Origin of the sequence: Clostridioides mangenotii TR, from assembly GCF_000498755.1 — a bacterium.
Taxonomy (GTDB): domain Bacteria; phylum Bacillota; class Clostridia; order Peptostreptococcales; family Peptostreptococcaceae; genus Metaclostridioides; species Metaclostridioides mangenotii_A.
The window spans coordinates 48,086-71,662 of record NZ_AXUS01000008.1 but is presented as its reverse complement, the minus strand read 5'-3'; the positions used below and the strand labels follow the sequence as shown (position 1 = coordinate 71,662).

The following is a 23,577-nucleotide window of genomic DNA, read 5'->3' as shown; positions in this document are numbered from 1 at the left end:
ATACTAACGCATATGGAAAAAAATTGCAACCTTTTTTGTAACATTTTTGTAATTTTTCCTGTTTTTAGTAATAAATGTTTCTTTTTTCAGTCCTTTTTTTAATAAATACAAACAAAATTGTAACTACTGTAACTAATCATCAATTTTTGTTATAGCTATTTCCCTCTCATTTGCCTCCTCAGCGCTTATATAAGTAGTAACTAATGTTTTCATCAATGATTCTATTTTATCGGTCTTCTCGTCCTCTGTAACCATTTGTAACTCTTTTAATATTTTCTCTATTTTTTCTCTATTTATATTTATCGGCTTACCTATAAATATTTTTTTATGTGTTGTTTCTAAAAGACCTTCTTCCGACATAAGTAGCTCTTCGTAAAGTTTTTCTCCTGGTCTAAGTCCTGTAAACTTTATCTTAATATCTACTCCCGGCTCCAGACCGCTAAATTTAATCAAGTTATTAGCAAGATCTAAAATCTTTACAGCTCGCCCATATCAAGTACAAATATCTCTCCGCCCTTAGCCATAGCTCCAGCTTGAATAACTAGCCCAACAGCTTCTGGGATCGTCATAAAGTACCTAATTATCATGGGATGAGTTACTGTCACAGGTCCTCCGTCTGCTATTTGCTTTTTGAATAGCGGAATTACACTTCCATTGCTTCCTAATACATTTCCAAATCTAACGGCTACAAAATCTGTTTTGCTCTCTTTATTTATAGTCTGTATAATCATCTCAGCAGCTCTTTTAGTAGCTCCCATTATATTTGTAGGGTTAACAGCTTTATCCGTAGATATAAGTACAAATCTCTCTACATTGTGCTTAGATGCAACTTGAGCCGTATTTAATGTTCCAAATATATTGTTTTTTATAGCTTCACCCGGGCTAAACTCCATAAGTGGCACGTGTTTATGCGCAGCTGCATGGAAAACTATCTCTGGTTTATGCATATCGAATATTTCATCTAATCTTTTCTTCTCTCTAATCGATGCTATCACAACTACTAGATCCAGCTTGTCCCCATACTTTCTAATAAGCTCCTGTTGTATTGCGTAAGCATTGTTCTCATAGTTATCTAGGATTATTAATCTATTTGGCTTAAAGCTTGCAATCTGCCTGCAAAGCTCTGATCCAATCGATCCGCCTCCTCCTGTAACTATTACATTTTTTCCTGCGATATAGTTACTTATATCTTTATAATCAACTTCTATCGGTTCTCTACCCAATAAATCTTCAATTCTTACATCTCTAACCTGCTTAATATTTACTTTTCCATCAATGATCTCGTAGATTCCAGGTATTGTTCTTATTTTGCTATTTGTATTTTTACAGATATCTAAAATGTCCTTCTTTTTTTGTTTATTTATATTTGCTATCGAGAAAATAATCTCATTTACTTCGTACTTTTCGACAATTTCAGGAATCTCCTCAGTGCTTCCCACAATCTTTACATTGTGAATCACTCTTCCTCTTTTGTTTGGATCATCGTCAATTATGGCAACAGGTAATTTTCTGAGTCTAGGACTTCTGTTTAATTCCTGAACTACCATCTCTCCAGCATTGCCTGCACCTATTATAAGTACATTTGAAATTCCCTCCTGCATAGAAGTTCTGTTAATAATGATTTTTATAGCCCTATATGTGATTCTATAACCAAGTGTAAACATTATTATAAATATCGTATTTAAAATATAAAATAATACAGAATAATTGTAGCTAATAACTTTGTGTACAATAACCACTGGTATTAAGTATGCAAATGTTGCAGCAAAAATTGATATTATTCCTTCTTCACCTGCATATCTCCAAAGCGTACTGTAACACCTAAATATAATAAACGTAATAACATGAAGGATAATATACACTATTAATGGAATAAAGTTTCCTTTTATATAAAAACCCGTTGATGTAGTTGTAAGATTTAAAGACAACTCAAATGCTACTAATATACATATAGCATCTAAAACAACCAACATTATACGTCTAAATGAATGTCTTTTTAACAACTTCGCGAGAGAACTATCTCTTCTCAGTCTAAACCTTCTTTCCATATCTGTATAACCTCCTTTTCATATATATTATAACCCTAAAAATAATAAAGGCTATACTAAATTATAGCATAGCCTTTGATTATATACTTCTATTTTTTAATCTTGTTTTTATCAAATCAGTCACAATATTAATCTCTTCTATTTTCAGTAAATATATTAATAATAGATAAATAGATACACCGATTCCAATTGATCCAAATAAAGAAATAGCTTCTCCGATAAAGCCTGTCCCTAAAATATCACTCAATAACCTATGTATAAAAAATACAGCAACTCCCATAAATATAGATGAGATTAGCGTTTTAATCATTACCTTAAAAATATCTCCTTGTCCAAAATCACCAATTCTATTTTTTAAGCTTCTAAATAGTAAGTATATACATATAAGAGCTGATAAACTTGTTCCTAAAGCAAGTCCAGCATGCCCCATAAATCTTATAAGAACTAAATTAAATACTATGTTAAGAATCATGCATATAACACCATTTATCATAGGTGTTTTTGTATCTTGTAGAGAATAAAACACTTTTGTTAAAATCTCTCGTAGACCAAAGCCGAGCATTCCCACTGCATAGAAAACTAATGCTATCGCAGTCATTTGTGTAGCTTGACTATCAAATTTTCCTCTTTCAAATAAAAATCTAACTATTGGAGTAGATAAAAATATAGCACCTATTGAAATCGGCATTACTAACAATACAATAATATTTGTACTTTTTACTATTGACTCAGAAAAATGTTCATTATCATTATTAAGAGAAAATTTTGATAGCATAGGGTAAATTACTGCTCCTACAGATGCTATAAATAATCCCATAACAAATCCATTTAACCTATTTGCATAATTTAAAGCGGCAACACTACCATTGTTCAGGGTAGAAGCTAATGCTCTGTCTACGGTTGTATTTATTTGACTAATTGCCACTCCAATAAAAACAGGAGAAACTAAATATATTATTTTTTTAATATACTCATCTTTTAAATCAAAAACTGCTTTATACCTATAACCTTTTTTATACGCATATGGAATCTGAAATAAAAATTGACTAGCCATCGCTAAAAGAGTACCTATTGGTAAAATATATATATTATTTAACTTTATACTTAATACTATTGAGACTATGATTATTATATTGAAAGGAATTCCTGTTAGACCCGGAATTTTAAAACTCCCATTAATTTGTAAATATGAAGTCATAATACTACTAAGACCACTAAATAGGCCACCAAAAATCATTATTCTAGTAAAAATTACTGTTTGAGTAAACTTATCACCCTTATATCCAAATGCAAAAACTCTTACAATTGGTTCAGCAAATATAAATGCTAATATAGAAAGAATTATTCCTAATATAAGCGTTATATTGATAATATTGTTTGAAAATTTTAAAGCATTTTCATCTCCACCTTTTTTTTGGTTTTCATAAAATAATGGAATAAAAGTTGTAGCTATAGCAGTAGCTAATAAAGCAAATAATACTCTTGGAATATTCATGGCCATTATATACATATCACTTTCTAAACCATATGCAGCTCCTAAAACTACCTCTCTAGCAAATCCCAAACATTTTGATAGCATTGTTACTACCATAAGACCTAAAGTTGCTTTAGCTACTTTACTCATTTTGTACTCCTTTGTATACATTTATTTCATGCTGAGCTATTGCACTCCAAGTAAAACCATTTTTTACATCCTCTATCAATTTATTTTTATCATAACTCTGATTTAAAATATCAACAGTTTTTTTAGCCATCCTTAATTCAAAGTCATCGCCCTCGCTTACAATTAACTCGTCATTTCTAACAGCTTCACATATACCACCGACATCGCTTCCTATTACTCTCGTTCCACAGGCATTAGCTTCTAGAACAACACAACCAAAACCTTCATTTCTACTTGGAAGCAACATCATATCCATAACATTCATATAGTTTCTTACATCATCCACTTTAACATTACCACTAAAGAATATATTTAAATTTTTGTCCTTTGCATCCTTTTCCATGCCATCTCTTAGTGGGCCATCCCCTACAACTAAAAAACTAACTTCTTCTTTTGATAATATATTTATGTGGTCAAATATCTCAATTAGTTTGTCAGCCCTTTTAACAGTATTTAAATTTCCTGTGAATCCTATAATTTTACCACTTAGATTTATTTTTTTCTTTATTTCATCTATTTCTTCTTCAGCTATAGTATAAAATTTATCTGGATTTACTCCATTATTAATTACCATATAGTTATCTTTTTTATAACCTAATTCCTTTGCATTTTCATATAAGCCGTTACTGACAAACATATTAAAATATGCATTATCCATAACTTCATTTATTTTCTTTTTTATATGTTTTTTTGATATGGCATCGTATGTATATCACTACCATAATAAGTAACTATATATGGTTTTTTATATAATTTATTTATCCAATATCCTATTCTACCATGAGGATATCCCCAAGGAACACTTACTACATCACAACTTCTAATAACTTCCTCGTATTTTTTTAAAAATGGTAAATATCTAATTACATCAAAATTTGTTCTCTCAATTAACTTGCTAAATAAACCTGTCTTTAAATATATCTTTTTATATTCTACATTCTCATAGTCAAATTTATCAGAACCCTTTGTAGTAGTTGTCTTACCCATTATTTTTTTTAAAAAGTTTCTTATACCTACATCCCAAAATTGAATTGAATAAATATCGTAATCTTCTACAGTACCGCTTTTTATCATTTCTTTTATTCTTTCATGAGCAACTGTAAAAAGTCCTTTTCTATTATTTTCATTCATATTTACTAAATATAAAATTTTCATAATGTCTCCTTTCTAAAGAACTGAATCAGAATTCTTTATATCACAATAAATCTTTTTATATTCTAATGCTACATTCTTCCAATCGAAAGAGCCTTTTAACTCTACTTCTATATCTTTAAAATTCCATATTTCTTTTTCTAATATCTTAAGAATACTATCTGTAATTTCTTCTACATCATCATATTTTACTCCATAGCCGACAGTACCTTCATCGAAGTATCCATCAAAACCTTGACCTCTTGTATATATAACTGGAAGTCCTTGCGTAATAGCCTCTATATATACTAAACCAAATGTTTCATATTTTGAAGGCATTATGAATATATCATTTTTTCTGTATAAATTCATTATATCTTCTTTTTCCATATAACCATATAGAGTTATTTTATTTTTATACTCTGCTCTATTTTCTAGTTCTTTTAATTTGGTAAATTCCGGTCCATCACCAACTATATCTAAAGTAGCATTATAACCCATTTTATTTAGTTTATTTATCACTTCTATTGATGTCCTTATATTTTTGTTTTTATCTAATTTCCCAACATATATAAGTTTTATATTATCTTTTTTAATAATTTTAGGCTCTAATTCTAAGTTATTAAACCAAAACTCATCGATTCCATTTGGTATTACAATGGACTTTTGTTTTATTTCCTCTTTAAGATGTTCTGGTATATAATTATCTATTACAAAATCTTGATATCTTGAGGATATAAAGATTATTTTTTCGCATTTTTTAATATATCAATTCCAAGTTTTCGCAAATGGATCATTTTCTTAAAAAATGTATTTACATCTGTATTTCTAACTGCAACAATATAGTCAATATTTTTATCTCTTTTTAACTTATAAGCTACATATCCATTTACAAATAAAGAATGAGCATGTACAACATCTATGCTATCTAAATCTACTTTTTTATTTAAATCAGAATAAATTTTATTATTTTTCAAATTGAAACTTACTCTATCTATTTTATTAAAACAATTTGAGTAAATATAATTTGTTTTATCACTTTTTTTCCCTATATACTTATGTTCAAAACTTTGAGAATTGATAGGAATATAGACTTCATTATAAAAACCTTCCTCTTCTAACTTTTCCACTAAATTTTTATATAGTTTTGAAGTTATATAATAAGAACAAACGTGTAGTATTTTCATCTCTTCCTCCTTATTTATAATCTCCAATATACGAATTCATTATCTAAAGCCTCTTGTTTATTATATAATCCCTTGATATCTATTAAAACTTTTTTACCACTCTTAAAGTAAGAGCTTATTTGTTTCAAATCAATACTTTTAAATTCATCATGTGCAACTGCAAATAATACTGCATCTACATCTTTTATATCTTCAAGTGAATTTAAATTTATCTTATAATGATTATAAGATTCATGCATGTCCGCAATTGGGTCATATACCAATGTCTCGATATCATATTCTTCTAATTCTTTTATTATATCTATAACCTTTGTGTTTCTAGTATCTGGACAGTTTTCTTTAAATGTTAACCCAAAAATAGCTACCCGCGCACCTTTTACTTTTTTATCAGCTTTTATAAGATTTTTTACAGTGCTATCACAAACAAACTTTGCCATATCATCATTTATTTTTCTTCCTGAGGAAATTATTTGAGAGTGATACCCCAGCTCCTCAGCTTTGTAAATAAAATAGTATGGATCTACGCCTATACAATGGCCTCCAACTAAACCAGGGGTAAAGTTTAAAAAATTCCACTTTGTAGATGCAGCTTTTAAAACTTCCTGAGTATCTATATTCATTTTATTAAACACCATAGACAGCTCGTTCATAAATGCTATATTTATATCTCTTTGAGAGTTTTCTATAACCTTAGATGCCTCTGCTACTTTTATGCTTTCAGCTTTATATACACCAGCATCTATTATCATTTTATATACATTTGCTATAATATCTAAAGATTCTTTATCACAACCAGATACAACTTTAACTATATTTGTAAGTTTATTTTTTTTATCACCAGGATTTATCCTTTCAGGAGAATACCCAACTTTAAAATCCTTTAAATATTTAAGTCCAGAAATTTCTTCTAATATAGGTATACATATTTCTTCAGTAGTTCCTGGATAAACAGTTGATTCATAAACAACTATAGAACCTTTAGTTAGATTTCTTCCAACTGTTTCTGTAGCACTTATAACCGGTTTTAAATTAGGTGTCTTATCAATATTAATAGGAGTTGGGACTGCAACAATGTGAAATTTAGCTTCCTTTAATATATTTTCATCTGAAGTAAAAAATACATCTGTTTTTTCTAGCTCTAAATTTCCAACTTCTTGTGTGAGATCTATTCCATTTTTATAGGAATTAGTTTTTTCTTCATTTATATCAAAACCTATAACATCAACTTTCTTGGCAAATTCTATAGCTAATGGCAATCCCACATAACCAAGACCTACCACCGAAACTTTTTCATTTTTATTTTTGATTTTATTATCTAAGTTCACAATAATCCTCCTAACCTTTTAATATTCTATTTTATATTTTATACTAATTAAACATTTTTTCAAAATAAAAATATCTGTACATCACACTAAACGTATTTGGTACAGATACATATTTTATTAGCTATCTTCCTATAGAATAATATTCTATTCCTGCTTTTTTCATATCATCTAGATTGTAACAATTTCTACCATCTAAAACTAAAGGTCTTACCATAAGTTCTTTATATTTTTCTATATCGTAGTTTAATATATCTTTCCACTCAGTCATAATAAAACACACGCTAGCATCTTTTATAGCCTCATCGATGTTATTTGCATACTCTATTTTATCGTTGAATATCTTTTTTGCATTTTCTTCCCCTATTTTATCGTAAGCTGTAACCTTTGCGCCTCTTTCAATTAAGTACTCAATATTTACAATAGATGGAGCTTCTCTTATATCATCTGTTCCAGGTTTAAAAGTAAGCCCAAGCACAGCAATTTTTTGGTCTCTAAAACTATCCATTATTTTAGATGCTTTTTTAACTAGCTTTAATTTTTGGCTCTCGTTTACTTCAATAGCTGCCTTAACAGTTTTTAGTTCGTATCCATTGTGCTCAGATAACCAATGAAGAGCTTTTGTATCTTTAGGAAAACAAGAACCTCCATAACCTATCCCAGCCTTTAAAAATTTACTTCCTATTCTATCGTCATAGCTCATTCCACGAGCAACATCTTCTACATTTGCTCCTACTATCTCACATAGGTTTGCAATATCATTCATAAAAGATATTTTTAAAGCTAAAAAATCATTTGATGCATACTTTATCATCTCAGCACTATTTCTATTAGAAACTACTATCGGTTTATTAAACGGTTTATATATAGCTTCTAACTTTTCTCTTGCCCAGTCACTTTCTACTCCTATAACGATTCTAGAAGCATCTAGCATATCTTTAACTGCACTACCCTGAGATAAGAATTCCGGATTTGATGCAAGTTCGGCCCTCAAGTCCTTATTTTTTAATTCGCCATTAATATATTTTTCAATCTCCTCATTAGTTCCCATAGGAACAGTCGATTTAATTACTACTAATACGTCGTTTTCAACCGTCTCAGCTATCTGTTTTGCGACCATTTTTATATAATCTAGATTCGGAGAACCGTCGCTTCTCTCTGGAGTACCTACAGCAATAAGTATAATATCAGCATCAACGTAAGCACTTTTATAATCTGTTGTGTAATCTATTCTTCCCAGCTCATAATTTTTAACCATAAGCTCCTGTAGACCATCTTCATACATAGGAGGTATTCCTTTTTTCATACTTAATATTTTATTTTCATCTACATCTACACATACAATATTTTCATTGCCAACCTCTGCTAAACATATACCTGTAACCAGCCCTACATATCCAGTTCCAGCAATTGCTATTTTCATTGTACTTTCCTCCGACTTCTTAAAACTAAACATTGCTTTAATCATTATTATTGAAATTAATTTATTTCATATTATTAATCTAATTTCTATATTTATAAGCATTTAAAAATATCATTTGATTTCAAAACATTATATCTAATTTATTTAAACTCTCTTCTTTATCGCATTAAATACATAAAAGCAAAATACGTACATACTTTTAGGTAAACTAAGCTTTTCTACGTTTCTATAAGTGTTCCAAGTTCTTTTAAGCGCTTTAATTTTGTTGCTTGATATAGAATTTCCAACAAGTCTATAAAAAACTAAATCATCATATATACCATAAGCATACTTTTCTGTCTTTAAAAGTTGCAACCAAGTAGCTGTATCTTGTCCTCTTCTTACTAAAGGCATTTCAAAATTTCCTAATATATCTCTGTCTATGACAACTGTAGAACATCCTATAATAGTATTTCTCAATAATCCTTCATAATCAATCTTTTCTGGTGCTCTTGCTACTTTATTTGTTTTTGTACCATCTTCTTTCATGTATCTATACGACGTAAATGTGAATCCAACATTCTTCTTTAGCATATAACCTACTTGCTTCTCTAGCTTTTTGCTATCCCATAGATCATCGCTATCTGCAAACGCCACAAATCTTCCCTCAGCTAGGCTAAGTCCTTTGTTTCTAGAAACCGCAGCTCCCGAATTATTATCAAGTTTAATATACTTAATCCTCGATTCATGTTCACTATATCTTTTGATAACCTCACTAGAATTATCGTTAGAACAATCATCTATTAATAAAAGCTGCCAATTTTTATACGTTTGGTTTTGGATACACTCAATCGTCTCTGATAAAAACTTCTCTGAATTATATACAGGAGTAATTATCGATACTAAAGGTTCATTCATAATTTTCTCTCCTTATATAGCAATTGGCATAACTATAACCATTGAACTACTATTGTTTTCTTCCTTACAATACTTTGAATTTAAAGTGAGCCTTACTCTTCTATAACGCTAACTTTTTCTTATTCCGTTTATACTATAATTTATAAAATAGAATATAGCCCTTGGTAAAGAAATCTTTTCTACATTCCTGTATATGTTCCATGTCCATTTCGCTGCTTTTAATTTATTTCCACTTAGTGAAGTACTAGACTTTCTATATCTAGCCAACACTTCATCAACGCCATACGCAATGTAGCCTTTTTTTAAAATAGATAGCCATAAAACATAATCCTCGTGCGGGATACCACTCAGTTTAATGTCAAAATCCATTTTAGTTATGTCAATTACCACAGTAAGACATCCCATTATGTTTCCTCTTAATAGCCCATTATAATCTACAGAACAAGGAACTTTGATAGTTTTATGTAAACTATTGCTGTTTTCATCCATAAGTTCATAAGAAGTAAATGTAATTGCAAAATCATTATCTTTCATATAGCCGATTTGCTTTTCTAATTTTTTGCTCTCCCATTGATCATCACTATCGAGAAAAGCTATGAATTGCCCCGATGAATTTGTTATCGCTAAGTTTCTAGCATACGATACTCCCTGATTAGACTCAGTCTTGAAATACTTGATCCTAGAATCAATCTCCATAAAAGATTTAACAATTTCTGGAGAGCTATCAGTTGAACAATCATCGATAATTAACATTTCCCAGTCATTATAGGTTTGGTTTAATACTGATTTTATAGTTCCTTCAATATACTTTTCAGCATTAAACACGGGAGTAATTATAGATACTAAATTCTTATTCATATTACCTTCCTCACCGTTTTAATATTATTTATTCAATTTACCAATTATACAATCATAAATTCTTTCACAGTTTTTATTATCATTATACTTAAAAAATCTATTTCTTTCATTTATTTGATTATCCATGACTTTAAAATCATTGTCTATAATCTCAATAAGCTTATCTACAGCTTCACTACTATTATACGACAAAGTTCCAAACATTTCATTTTTTAAATTTATATATGAATCTATCTTTTTAATATATTCCTCTACATCAAATTGATAAAATAAAATAGGCCTATTCATATATAAGAAATCTATAGCTACACTTGAATAGTCAGTTATATTTGCTGCAGCGCTTCTGATCTCATCAGATAAAGTAACGCCCTTATCTAAAAATATTATTCTTTTACCTGTTATATTATCTTTTATATCATCTATAAACTCGTGCATTAGGTGATGCATATAAAATTTTATATTTATATCTTTCTCTTCAAGGTAATTATTTAATTTTTCACTGTTTAATAGTTCCATTATATTTGTGAAATAAGAAGTCTCTGTGAATTTTCCAGAATTAAATTTTATCCAATCTCTCCAAGTCGGAGTATAAAGAATATCTCTGCTAGCCGCCTCTTCATCTGTAGGCAGATTATCGTATCTTGCGTTACCTACTATACAGACTGAACCTTCATTCATTCCCCAGTCATCTGTCATTACTGACTTTTCAAATTCAGAACTCGCAGTAGATATATCGTAGCTCTTTAGTAAATTGTCTATTATACCTTTAAATCTTGAGTTCATAGGCTTTCTCTTTTTAAAACTAATAGTCCCATGGTTTAGATAAACTTTAACTGTTTTTTTATGGAATCTATTTAATATAGGAACTACAAAATTAAATGGAGCTATATCCGCAGATGGTGAATGTGAAAATATAATTGCTTTTGCATTGTAATAATACAAATAGTTTTTTATACTTCCCCTCATTAATTTACTACCAGGGATTTTTTTTATAACAGAACTCGCGGACTCAACAACCCAATAAATATCTATCTCCTTATGTTCTTTTAATATATATTCATAAAAAAACTTGGAATTATCATTGTATATTTCTCCTGAATGCCCGCCAATTATCCATATATTTTTATTTTTAAATTTGCCTTTATTAAATGGGTAAATTATAAAAGCAATAATCATATTAATTAAACATTTTAATTTTTCCATAAACACCATCCCTATTGTATGTTATAACTTGTACCCTCTAAATCCGCTTATTCTACCTTTTATTGTCGCACCGTGATAGTCTCTATTTGAACTTAGAACTAATCCTCCGATATTTCTTACAAGTTTAGATAACATAACCTTTATAAAACTAAGATTTTTTCTGTACACTATTTCCTTTTTACACAGAGCTCCAAATCCTCTTCCATAGTTGTAATCTCTCTTATATTTTTCTTTGGATTTTGAATGTTTCTTAGCTGGATGATAGACTGTATATTCTCCAAAATATTTTCCTCTAAATCCTCTATTTAATAAATCTAGTATGTAATCAATTTCCTCTCCAGACCCAAACTCTCCACCAACACCAAGACTCTCATCAAAAAGTGTATAGTTTTTATCTTCAAATCTAACGAAGAAAGTAATCGAAGTTATTGTATCAAGAACATTGCTAGATTTAATCTCACATTCACCTTCAGCCATCTTTTTAAAAGAATCTATTCCGTTTTTGTCCTTAGTCTTACAACTAAATATCTTGTAATCATCATTGCTCTTAAAAAAATCTACAACTGACCGAAGTATATCAGACTCATATTCGCAATCGTCATCGGGAAAGGCTATAATTTCCCCTTTGGCATTTTCTATACCGATATTTCTATTATAGCTAAGACCTTTTTTATTGCTTTTTATATAATTAATATTTAATTTTTCATTATATCTATTTACTATTTGTTTTACTTCATCAGTTTCATTCTGATCTACTACAATAAGCTCAAAATTTGTATGAGTTTGATCTTCAAGGCTCTTCATAAGAAGGTCGATTTCATCAAACCTATTCAAAGTAGGCATTATTAATGATATAAACATTTTTTCCTCCTAAACTAGCTATCTATTAAAGATTTTATATATATTTATCTCGTTTTTATTATTGTTGATAATAACTTTTAACAGCAGTACCAATGTAAAATTTAAACCAGATTCAAATATAATATTTTCTGCAAAACCATAAATTAAAAATATAAATACTATAGCTAGCAATACTTTATTGTCGCTTTTTATAAGAATATCTATTCCCATATACATTAACGCTAGGAAAAGTACAAATGTTACTAATCCCAATACTGAAACTAAATATATATATGAGTTGTCAAGTGGATTTGCAGCTTTTATAGCATCTCCAAAAGAGTTTCCAAAAGGCTTTAAGAAATTTCCTGCCTCAGCTAAATATACATGCCAATATTTAGGTCTACTTGATAATAGGTTATTCATCTGAGTGCTATTATAAAATTTCATTCCCATAAATATAGAAATTAACGATATAAGTATTGGAGCTATTTTCGCTAATATAGGTAAAAATACATTATCTTTAATATTTATATACCTGATCGCCTCTAAAAGTATCAGTCCCGCAACTATTGTATAAAATCCAGTTCTACTCGCTGTAACTGAATATATAAAAATAGTTAGCACAATTATCAGTACTCTATCAAATACATTATAGTCCTTAAATCTTAAGAAGATGTAAGAACATAATATAGGCATCATAAAGAAATAAGCTGAATTAGGATTACCTAACTCGAAATCAAACCTAGTTGCAAATGAAGATGTACTAAATCTATATGCTACTAAACTAGCACTTTGAAGCTCCGGAAATAAATTAAATATCAAGACAAATCCGCATAAAAGAAATGTCGATATTATCAAATAGTTTTTAACAACATAATTATCACTAATATTTTTGATTCCAGATGCTAAAAGAACAAATACAAGCATAGTACCGTTTCTATTGAGTAAATAAAGAGCTACGCAAAATACCAACAATAATATTTCTATACGCTTTTTATTTCCGTCCATCAAGAATAAAACTCCCAATAATCCTATTGATACATAAAATAGTGCTGACTGTATCAACACTATTTGAGTACTAGGAGTGCTTATCAAAGCAGTCATATATTTTCTTAATATAATCATAAACAATGCTATAGTAAATATTACCTTACTGTACTTTAATATATTAGGATTATTCGATAATTTAGAATTAAAGAAATCTGATTTTTTTATTTTTTTATCATTATAAAACATATTTTTCTCCTAATCTCTTAATTTTTAACTTCGCTTTTTTAATCCTAAAAGCGAATTGCTGATAAATATCTTTAGACATTTAAAAGCTTTATTAAAACCCTTTAGATTCTTGCTCTCTAAAAAGCAGTCTCTTTTTTTTGCCCAGCTCTTTCCCCACCAATGAATTCCGTAAGTATTTTCTATTATACAATCATAGCTAAACTCTTCTTTAAAACTAAATGGGTAGAAATACTCTCTATCGTAGATATATATGTCTTCTTCAAAGTTATTTCTATCTATTTGTTTAAATTTATTTCTAAGTACGTGAGTAATAACTTTCGGTATAGTGTATATATCGGATGTAAGTATTTCGCTGTCATAGTAATCAAGGATATCCTTTAGAAGTGGATGTCCTTTCTCAGCACATATTAATCCAGCGCTAATATGTATATCTTCATCTTCATATCCACTTATAAATTTATGCGTAACTAATATAGGAGTTATATCCTTTAAAATCTGCATATCGGTATCTAGGTAAACACCACCTTGCTCATATAATACCTTGATTCTGATATAATCGGATATAAACGCCCAAAGCTTTCTTTTGTAACATTCTTCAAAAAATTTATTTCCTGCGATTTCTTTTTCTATATCAAAGTTTTTTTCATTCCACTCAATGATTTCGTATTCTGGTAATTTTTCTCTCCATGAATTGATGCAGATATTCTCCAAATTTCCTTTAGGTCCACCAATCCATACATAGTGTATCTTTTTAGGTATCAATCTAAAACCTCCTCGTTGACATCTATATTATAAAATACATCGCCTTAGTTTTTATATATACTCATATCTATCATTTTCTTTAAGTTGATTCACTATCTCCTTAACATCCTGAGCCCTATCTTTTCTGCAAACCATCACAGCATCATTTGTAGATACTACGATTAGATCGTTTATTCCGATAGTAGTCACTAGTTTATCATCTGAATATATAATAGAATTGCTAGTATTTATAGTTATATTATCTCCACGCTTGATATTGCCTTCTTCATCAGCTGGGTATATAGCTCCCAGAGAATCCCAAGACCCGACATCGCTCCATCCAAAATCTCCTGGAACCACCACAACATCATTACTTCTCTCCATAATGCCATAATCTATAGAAGTCGATTGTATAGTAGGATAAATCTCTCTGATCTTTTCCTCTTCTTCTGGAGTACCTATATAATTAGATAACTCTTCAAGCTTAGAATACACTTTTGGTAGATATCTCTTAAAATCCTCAAGAATTTTTGATACTCTCCAAACAAACATACCGCTATTCCAAACATATTTCTTAGATTCAACATACTCTTTAGCTTTCTCAAAGTTTGGCTTTTCGACAAATTCACATACGTCATAAGCGCCATCACCTACACAAGCATTTCTATCGAAGTTAATATATCCATATCCTGTCGATGGAAAAGTAGGGGTAATACCTATTGTAACTAACTTATCATTAGTTTCTGCTATATTAATCGCTTTTACAATAACTTTTCTAAATTCTTCTTCATTCTTTATATAGTGATCAGCTGGATAAACACACATTACCCCATCACCAGTTTTTTTCATTATACTAAATGCTGCAAATCCTACTGCCGCGGCAGTATTTCTCGCTGATGGCTCAAGCAGAATATTATCGCATACGCAATTATCTTTTACTATATCCTTCAAAGCCCCTTCTTGTCTTTCATTAGTAACTATAAAAAGATTCTTCTTTGGAGCCAGAGTATCTATTCTCTTGATAGTTTCATTTATAAGAGCATCTTCCCCGCTCAAATTAATCAATTGTTTAGGTAATTCTTGTCTACTTAGCGGCCAAAAGCGAGTTCCACCTCCGCCAGCCATTATGACATTATATATCTTCATTATGTTCTCTCCTCTATATAGCCTCAACTATCTCTTGTAAACAACTCATAAGTTTTTCAAGTTTCTGTTCAGAGCTTTGTTCACTGTTTGAATTCACACCGAAATAAAATTTAATTTTAGGCTCTGTACCAGATGGCCTAATTGCTATCCAAGAACCATCGTCCAATATATATTTTAACACATTTGATTTTGGAAGGTCTTCAATTCCTTCATTATAATCATTAAATTTTTCTATTTTTATATCTTGAAATGAATTAATATCGTTATTTCTAAAGTAATTCATTATCTCTTCAATTTTCTTAACACCATCTAGACCTTTAAGAGTATAAGATTTAAGTCCTTCTTTATAATATCCGAACTTATCGTATGTATCCTTTAGAGCATCGTATAAACTCATCCCTTTAGATAGATAGTACGCTGCCATTTCACATATGATGAGTGAAGCAACTACTGCATCTTTATCTCTAGCATGTGTTCCCATAAGATATCCATAGCTTTCTTCATATCCAATTATAAATGTTTTTTCTTTGCTCTCCTCAAACTCATTGATTTTCTCTCCGATAAATTTGAATCCAGTAAGAGTGTTCAGACATTCTACTCCATAACTCAATGCTATTTTAGCTCCAAACTCAGATGTTACTATAGTCTTTATAATCGTTGGATTATTTTTGGAAGTTTATTCTTTTCTATTAATCCTTCGATAATATATCTAACTAATAGAGATCCTGTTTGGTTTCCATTTAAAACAATATACTCTCCACTTGAATCTTTAACGACAACTCCAACTCTGTCACAGTCTGGATCAGTTCCAATAATTAAATCAGCGCCTTTATCTTTAGCCATTTTTATCGCTATATCAAAGACTGATCTTTCTTCTGGATTTGGATATTTTACTGTTGAAAAGTTGGAATCAGGTAACTCCTGCTCTTTTACTACATTTATGTTCTTAAATCCAACTTCTTTTAATATAGATCTAACCGGAATATTTCCAGTTCCATGTATAGGTGTGTAAATAACTTTTAATTTTTCACTGTATTCATCGATTATATTTTGTCTGATAACTTGTTTTTTTACTGCATCTAAAAAGTCTTGATCTTCTTTTTTATCAAGTATAGTTATCATATTATTTTTTAAAGATACTTCAAAGTCTACAGTATTTATCTCACTGTAGTCTCCTATTTTATTGAACTCAGATATTATCTCATTTGCTACATCTAAACAGACTTGTCCTCCATTTTCATCATAGACTTTATAACCATTGTATTCTTTAGGGTTATGGCTTGCAGTTATAACAATTCCCATTATGCATCCAAGATTTCTAACAGCAAATGATAGCTCTGGAGTAGACCTTATGTCTTCAAATAAATATGCTTTTACACCATATGCCGCAAATGTAGTAGCCACTTCTTTCGAAAATTCCTTTGACATAATCCTTGGATCATGCGCAATCACTACGCCTTTAGATTTTCCTATTTCTCCGTAAGTATTTAAAATATAATTAGCAACTCCAAGAGTAGCACGTCTAACAGTATATACGTTCATTCTATTAGTTCCCGCTCCAACTACACCTCTAAGTCCTCCAGTTCCAAACTCTAAATCTTTATAAAATCTATCCTGTATTTCTTTATCATCATTTTCTATCGATTTTAATTCATTTTTAGTTTCTGTATCAATAAATGAAGAATTAAGCCACTTCTCATATTTTTCTCTATAGTTCATAAAATCATCCTTTCGAATATAGCAAAATTAAATCTAAGATCTTTTTAACAATTTATTTTTCCTTTTTTTAATAAATCAAATACTAAATCTACTTCTTCCACTTTCATTAAAGTTATTATAAATAGGTAGATACCTGCTCCTAATAATGCAGCCGTTCCAACAGAAAGAATCTCATTTATAAGCCCAGCTCCAAGGAAACCAAATAGTTTACTGTATGTAAACCAAGCAACTACAGCCATAACAGCCGTACCCAAGGCACTTTTTAATCCAGTCTTAACTATTCTCATACCTCCAAAGTGACCTTTTTTCTTTCTTAGAGAAAAGAATAAAAGGATCGCAGTAAGTATGGAAGATATACTTGTAGATAAAGCAAGCCCTGCATGTCCTAAAGGCTTTATTAATATTAAATTTAATACTATGTTTATGATTAGAGATATACTACTGTTTATCATTGGAGTCTTAGTATCAGATAGAGAGTAGAACACTCTATACAGAACATCTCTTACACCACAAGCTAAAAGCCCCAGTGAAAATAACTGTAGAGCAATTGTAGTCAGCTGAGTAGACTCTGCATTAAACATACCTCTTTCAAACAAAATTCTTACTATAGGTTCAGCGAATATTATAAATCCAACTGAAATTGGAAGAACCACCAATACAACGACATTTGAAGATCTAACTATAGTATTTATAAAACCGGATTTATCATCGCTATTTGAAAGCTTTGATAATTTTGGATATATTACAGTTATTATAGATGTAACAAATAATGCGAGTACGAACTCATTTAATTTGTTTGCATAGTTAAGGGCTGAAAGTCTTCCATCTAATAATAATGATGCTAGAAGTTTATCTATATATGTGTTAATCTGACCTACAGATACCCCTAAAAGCATCGGCATCACTAAAATACCAAGCTTTTTAATCGATTCATCACTAAAATTTAAATACGTCTGGTATTTATATGACTTCTTTTTTGCAAATGGTATTTGAAAGAAAAGTTGACTCGCCATCGCAAGAAGAGCCCCAACCGGTAATATATATATGTTTTTAGTTAAACCACTTATTATTATCGCTGAAATCAATATAACGTTATACGGAAGTCCAATAAGACTCGGAGCCGTAAAACTATCATTTACCTGTAGGTATGATCCTATAATTTTACTTCCAGTTATAAATAAAGCACCAGATATCATAATTTTAGTAAAAATCACTGCTGTTTTAAACTTTTCTGGATTGCTAACAAACCCTGCCGCAAATACCTTAACAAATTGCTCTGTATATATTAGACCCAATAAAGAAATTACTATAGCCAATATATAACATACGTTTAAAACATTGTTAGTAAATTTAAGTGCTTCTTCTTCACCTTTTTTTTCTTTAGTCTCAACATACATAGGTATATATGTAGTAGCAACAGCCGATCCTATTATTGGCATAATCAAAGCTGGTATATTTAAAGTCAGTACGAATACATCCGCGTATATTCCAGTACCATAAAAATTAGCAAAAATCTGCTCTCTAAAAAAACCTAAAATTTTCGAAAGCATTGTAGCCATCATAATCCAAGCTGCTGCCTTAGCTGTTTTTGACATCCTAGTTCTCCTTATCTAAGTTAACTCTCACTAGTCTTCAATAAATGTGTTCTAACACCTGAAGACCTCCTAATAGTTCTATTTTACTTCGTATCTAATCCCTCTATATGCTAACATTACCAACAATACTATTAAAATAGCAGCAGAAATAAAGGCTTTATTAAATATAGTTTTAGCAAAACTATATGGTTCTACCTCATCGCCTACTTCAATTATTTTTTCTATATTGTTATTTTCCAAAAATTTATTTTGAGAACGAGTGAAACGTTCATTACAAACAAGTATCGGCGCTTTGTCTTCACCAGCTACTGCTCCCAAAGAAATATATTCTTTTACCTGTGAAAGGGTCCCAAACTCGATATTTACAGTATATACCTTTTTAACTTCATCCATATTGTAAAACTCATTTATTAATCCAACATTAGACTTGGATTTATTAATCTCACCCAAAAGGTTTACATTATCCAAATCTTCAGTCAGTGCAGAAGTAAACTCGGGCGAATCTCCTACTCCATAGATTTCCTTTAAATCTTTTCCTTTTAGAAAATCTATTGCGTCATCAAGGTTATCATCGCTAACCCATATTATAGGATATTCATTTTGTGCCGCATAAGCGTATATAGATAGAGGGTTCTCTAAACCAGCTTTAGAACTAACCACAAAAGCCTTATCAAATCCTTTAGTCTTATACAGCTCTCTAGCTAAATTTATAGATGTGTTGTATCTATCCTTTCCTCTAACTCTATCAACGGTAATTCCCATTCTCTCTAGAGATTCCTCTGTTTCCTTAGAGATAGTTCCACTTCCACCTATTATAGTGGCATTTTTAACACCGAGCTCTTTTATATAATTAGTAGTTACTCTACCCAAGTTTTTCTTCTTAGCTGCTATTAGCGGAGCATTTTTAGCGTGAGCTAATGGTGTAGCCCCTAGGCTATCTATAATTGAATCTTCATTTACTAGTACAATGTTGTCAGACCTCTTAAAAACATTTTTGTTTAACTCCATTGAAATTTCTTGTGTCGTCCCATCAATTACATCTACATTATCAGCGTTTAATGCATCTAAATAAGTTGTAGAAGATATAGTTATAGTTAAAGCTATGGATAATGCAACAGAAAGTTTCTTTATCATGTATTCTCAAATCCCTTTCTAATAATCTCTTTTTTAGCAATAAAAAAGCTCTATTTAAAGAGCTCAATCATTGATTAAAATCTAAATATTTAAATTATCTAGCTCCGTCACCTGTAAATATAACTTTTACAGTTCTAAGGAGTATCTTAAAATCCAAAAATACACTCCTATTTTTAATATAATAGATATCTTCAATCAGTTTCTCTTCAGGAGTAACTTCATACCCACCATTGACTTGAGCCCATCCAGTAAGTCCTGGTTTTATTGCAAGTCTATTCACAAAACCAGGTATTTCTTCATTGAACTGAACAGTAAAGTTTGGTCTTTCCGGTCTCGGCCCTATAAGACCCATATCTCCCTTTAGTATGTTGAATAGCTGTGGAATCTCATCAATTCTAGTTTTTCTGATAAATTTTCCAACTTTTGTAATTCTAGGATCATCTTTCTCTGCCCACTGAGCACCATATTTTTCCGCATCTAACCTCATAGATCTTAATTTATATATATAGAAGCTTTTGCCGCATTTTCCTAGTCTCTCTTGTTTATAAGTAATTGGTCCTTTGTCATCTATCTTAATAAGAATTCCAAATATCGCTATTATAGGTATACCTATTACAAGTCCTAATAAAGACAAGACCACATCTAATACTCTTTGATACGCATCAAAAAGAATCGATCCTCTAACCATACTGTAGTCAATCTCACTTGCAATCTCTTTATCTGCTCCTGGATAGTTCTGTAATTCAGCTATTTCGTAATCTTCATTAGTATATCCAGACATCGCTACCTCCATCATTGGAATATTGTTTTTATATTTTAACTTATTCATATATTATACTCAAATTTCTACACTTAATCAATATAAGAAACAGCATTGTAAATAAATTATTTCTTTAAAAAATACGTCGTACTAGGCAATTCATCATATTCAAGCCTAAAACGACATATTTTCACTTTATATTTTTAACTTTTTTGGCATTTTTTTCTACATAACTTAACAAAAATACACTAAATTATTTTTCTTATTTTAAAGTATTAACTATCCTTTACCTACTTAAGTTCTTATTTGTTTTACTTTAGCGCTAGTATTAAGTTTTTACATATCATTATAATTGTCTATAAAAGCACATTCTATTATTCTTCTCATATCTTCCTCCCAAGTTTTCAAATTATAATTTATTATAGAAATACAATATAATAAATTATATTTCTATAATAAATTAGGAGAAAAGTAACATTTTTTGTAAAAGATGTTACCCTCCTCCTATTTATACTCATTGCAAGATATATATTAATAATGATTTTGCAATTACGCACTCATTATTTTAATGACTTAACGATTCCTTTACCTACTTGAGTACCCATTTTTTTAACTTGTTCATTAGTTTTTAATTGACCCATATCTTTAGCACTGTCTATAAAAGCACATTCAACTAATATTGATGGATAGTTATTGTTCCTAAGAACATACAGGTAATCTGTATTAGGGCTATTGCTTAAAGCTCTAGTTTTTATTCCTCTGTTTGTATAATTAAATTCAGCTAAAATACTGTTTAGTATATTAGTAGCAGCAGTTTTTGTAAAACCGCCGTTTTTATCTTTAAGTTGGTAGAATATCTCAACTCCGTTTGCAGACGCATTGAAAGAGTTGTAATGAACACTTGTAAACAAATCTGGTTTAACTTGATTTGATATAGCTGTTCTTTCACCTAAAGCCATTGTTTTATCAGTGTCTCTAGTCATTACAACATTTATACCTTGACTTCTCAAGTACTCTGTAGTTGCTAAAGCTGTGTTAAGAGTGTATTCTTTTTCTTTAGCTCCACCGTTTTGACCACTTACTGCCCCTGAATCACTTCCACCGTGTCCTGGATCTATTACTACTGTCTTGCTACCTGTACCAGGGTCTGGAGTAGTAGTATGTTTAGAAAGACTTGTAGCTATCGATTGGATAACACTATCTCTCATTCCTCCACCTATTTGGTAAACCTTGTTTGCTTTTTTAGCGTTTAAGTTATCTGTATGGTAAGCAGAAACATAAGTTTTCGGTGTTATAAGTATTGGAGAATTCAACTTCGCTGCTAGTGGTCCAGCTGCAAGAGCATCAACTATTATATCTGATTTTGCAACTAGCACAGAATTGTACTCTTCTTGTGGATAGAAATAACTTATAACTTTTGCATTAGTTTCATGTCTATCACTACCTGAAACTCTGTGCTTGTATATATTTTGGTCAGAATTTGTAGGGTATGATGGAGTAATTGCTGACATTTGATGGATAACATTTGTATCTATACTAGCCTCTCCACCTATAAAGTAAGCTGTCTCTAAGTCTTCACCCTTTAACCAAGTTAAAGTTTCAGCTGGTATTGCTTCTTTATTTGTAAGTATTATCGGTTGTTTATCTTGTCCTGATTTTGAAGCTATATTTAAAGCATCATACTCTTGATATCCATTAGCTATATACGCTTTTTTTACATCAACAGTTTTGTCTAATTCTTTTGCAATCTTTAATGATGTTTGCATTCTGTCACTTCCACCTAAACGTGTACTCGTAACATTTACTGTAGATTTTATATCTGTAAGTGCCTTAGCAGAAACAGAACCCTCATCACCAATAATTATTACTTTATTAGGATTTAATCTCTTAAGCTCTGTTTTAGTGCTGCTTGGTAAACCATTTTTGTATGTTAGAAGTATTGGAGCATCATTGGCTGTAGCTAATGGAGTCGCTGCTATCCCGTCTGCACTAAGCTCTCCATTTACTATTACCACTGTCTTAGCTCCATTTGGATAAGCTTCTTTACTTATAGCAGAAGCTGTTTCGTATCTATCTAAACCAGATAACTTAGTTATCGGGGCTGAAGTTTTTTGCGTAAATGCACGAAGAGCTTTTGGCGAATTTGCATCACTTATTATAAACTCTTGAGTTACATCGTAGTCGCTAAGTTTTAGACCCATATTTTGAAGATCTTTTTTATTTAAAACCTCAGATTTCTCAGGGTTGTTTATTTTTATGCTTTGTAGTTCCCAAACGTTTAAATATTCTGGATCTTTATTGTATTCGATCACGCCCTCGTATTCACCAGTCGACTCATTGTAGTTTAGAGTTGCTTCAAGCTCCATATCATAACACAAAAAATTAAGCGTTATGCTGTCTGCATTTGGCTTTTCTTTAAATTTAACACTAGCATTTGACTTCGTTCCAAGAAGTACACTTTTCTTTTCTAAATTTATGTTTAAGTCTGAGTTGTTATTCTCAACTGTACTAGCATTAGCTACTATAGCCATATTTGGTGTAACCAACGCCATAGATAACATTCCGGTTGCAAATATTTTGTTTAATTTTCTCATAGAACCCCCTCCTAAATTACTCAACAATTTTCAATCTTTTTTCATTATAGCACAATGAAATACAAATTGTAACATTTTTG

At 30.3% G+C, this 23,577-nt stretch carries 18 protein-coding genes and 2 pseudogenes; all 20 read right to left on the bottom strand.

What is annotated here, in order from left to right:
* Window positions 1-132: 132 nt before the first annotated feature.
* The 20 genes and pseudogenes from T473_RS16305 to T473_RS0105555 all read right to left on the bottom strand — a co-directional run bounded on the left by T473_RS16305 (window position 133) and on the right by T473_RS0105555 (window position 23,497).
* A pseudogene (locus T473_RS16305) lies at window positions 133-1,973 on the bottom strand (polysaccharide biosynthesis protein).
* A 154-nt stretch (window positions 1,974-2,127) separates the two neighbouring features.
* A complete protein-coding gene (gene murJ, locus T473_RS0105645) occupies window positions 2,128-3,672 on the bottom strand; it encodes a murein biosynthesis integral membrane protein MurJ (protein WP_024621026.1) in 1,545 nt (514 codons plus the stop codon).
* Window positions 3,665-4,369, bottom strand: a complete 705-nt coding sequence (locus T473_RS18035; RefSeq protein ID WP_024621025.1) for a glycosyltransferase — start codon at window positions 4,367-4,369, stop codon at window positions 3,665-3,667. The genes murJ (T473_RS0105645) and T473_RS18035 overlap by 8 nt, the downstream gene beginning before the upstream one ends.
* Before the next feature lie 20 nt (window positions 4,370-4,389).
* Entirely contained in the window at window positions 4,390-4,866 is a 477-nt protein-coding gene (locus tag T473_RS18030) for a hypothetical protein (protein WP_024621024.1), read from the bottom strand.
* Between the two features lie 12 nt (window positions 4,867-4,878).
* Window positions 4,879-5,439: a glycosyltransferase family 4 protein gene (locus T473_RS0105630; protein ID WP_278246347.1), complete on the bottom strand. Its 561-nt coding sequence runs from the start codon at window positions 5,437-5,439 to the stop codon at window positions 4,879-4,881.
* A 146-nt stretch (window positions 5,440-5,585) separates the two neighbouring features.
* Window positions 5,586-6,029: a hypothetical protein gene (locus T473_RS0105625; RefSeq protein ID WP_024621022.1), complete on the bottom strand. Its 444-nt coding sequence runs from the start codon at window positions 6,027-6,029 to the stop codon at window positions 5,586-5,588.
* Between the two features lie 14 nt (window positions 6,030-6,043).
* Window positions 6,044-7,354: a nucleotide sugar dehydrogenase gene (locus tag T473_RS0105620; RefSeq protein ID WP_024621021.1), complete on the bottom strand. Its 1,311-nt coding sequence runs from the start codon at window positions 7,352-7,354 to the stop codon at window positions 6,044-6,046.
* Window positions 7,355-7,475: 121 nt separating this feature from the next.
* Window positions 7,476-8,774 carry a UDP-glucose dehydrogenase family protein gene (locus T473_RS0105615; RefSeq protein WP_024621020.1) on the bottom strand — a complete coding sequence of 433 codons (1,299 nt, stop codon included), beginning with the start codon at window positions 8,772-8,774 and terminating at the stop codon, window positions 7,476-7,478.
* Window positions 8,775-8,918: 144 nt separating this feature from the next.
* Entirely contained in the window at window positions 8,919-9,671 is a 753-nt protein-coding gene (locus T473_RS0105610; protein WP_024621019.1) for a glycosyltransferase family 2 protein, read from the bottom strand.
* Between the two features lie 108 nt (window positions 9,672-9,779).
* Complete coding sequence (locus tag T473_RS0105605; RefSeq protein WP_024621018.1) at window positions 9,780-10,529, bottom strand: glycosyltransferase family 2 protein; 750 nt, start codon at window positions 10,527-10,529, stop codon at window positions 9,780-9,782.
* A 24-nt stretch (window positions 10,530-10,553) separates the two neighbouring features.
* Entirely contained in the window at window positions 10,554-11,732 is a 1,179-nt protein-coding gene (locus T473_RS0105600; RefSeq protein WP_024621017.1) for a CDP-glycerol glycerophosphotransferase family protein, read from the bottom strand.
* A 21-nt stretch (window positions 11,733-11,753) separates the two neighbouring features.
* Window positions 11,754-12,593 carry a glycosyltransferase family 2 protein gene (locus tag T473_RS0105595; RefSeq protein WP_024621016.1) on the bottom strand — a complete coding sequence of 280 codons (840 nt, stop codon included), beginning with the start codon at window positions 12,591-12,593 and terminating at the stop codon, window positions 11,754-11,756.
* 18 nt (window positions 12,594-12,611) lie between these two features.
* Complete coding sequence (locus tag T473_RS0105590; protein WP_024621015.1) at window positions 12,612-13,808, bottom strand: hypothetical protein; 1,197 nt, start codon at window positions 13,806-13,808, stop codon at window positions 12,612-12,614.
* Window positions 13,809-13,832: 24 nt separating this feature from the next.
* A complete protein-coding gene (locus tag T473_RS0105585) occupies window positions 13,833-14,570 on the bottom strand; it encodes a glycosyltransferase (RefSeq protein ID WP_024621014.1) in 738 nt (245 codons plus the stop codon).
* 51 nt (window positions 14,571-14,621) lie between these two features.
* Window positions 14,622-15,695 (bottom strand): mannose-1-phosphate guanylyltransferase, encoded by a 1,074-nt coding sequence (locus tag T473_RS0105580; RefSeq protein ID WP_024621013.1) that lies wholly within the window; start codon window positions 15,693-15,695, stop codon window positions 14,622-14,624.
* Between the two features lie 13 nt (window positions 15,696-15,708).
* Window positions 15,709-17,414: pseudogene (locus tag T473_RS19980) on the bottom strand (phospho-sugar mutase).
* Window positions 17,415-17,458: 44 nt separating this feature from the next.
* Window positions 17,459-19,009, bottom strand: coding sequence for a murein biosynthesis integral membrane protein MurJ (murJ, locus tag T473_RS0105570; protein ID WP_024621012.1), 1,551 nt, complete (start codon window positions 19,007-19,009; stop codon window positions 17,459-17,461).
* Between the two features lie 78 nt (window positions 19,010-19,087).
* Entirely contained in the window at window positions 19,088-20,143 is a 1,056-nt protein-coding gene (locus T473_RS0105565; RefSeq protein ID WP_024621011.1) for a cell wall-binding repeat-containing protein, read from the bottom strand.
* 94 nt (window positions 20,144-20,237) lie between these two features.
* A complete protein-coding gene (locus T473_RS0105560; RefSeq protein WP_024621010.1) occupies window positions 20,238-20,924 on the bottom strand; it encodes a sugar transferase in 687 nt (228 codons plus the stop codon).
* Between the two features lie 539 nt (window positions 20,925-21,463).
* The gene (locus T473_RS0105555) at window positions 21,464-23,497 is read right to left on the bottom strand and encodes a cell wall-binding repeat-containing protein (RefSeq protein ID WP_024621009.1); all 2,034 of its coding nucleotides are present in this window, start codon (window positions 23,495-23,497) and stop codon (window positions 21,464-21,466) included.
* Between the last annotated feature and the right edge of the window lie 80 nt (window positions 23,498-23,577).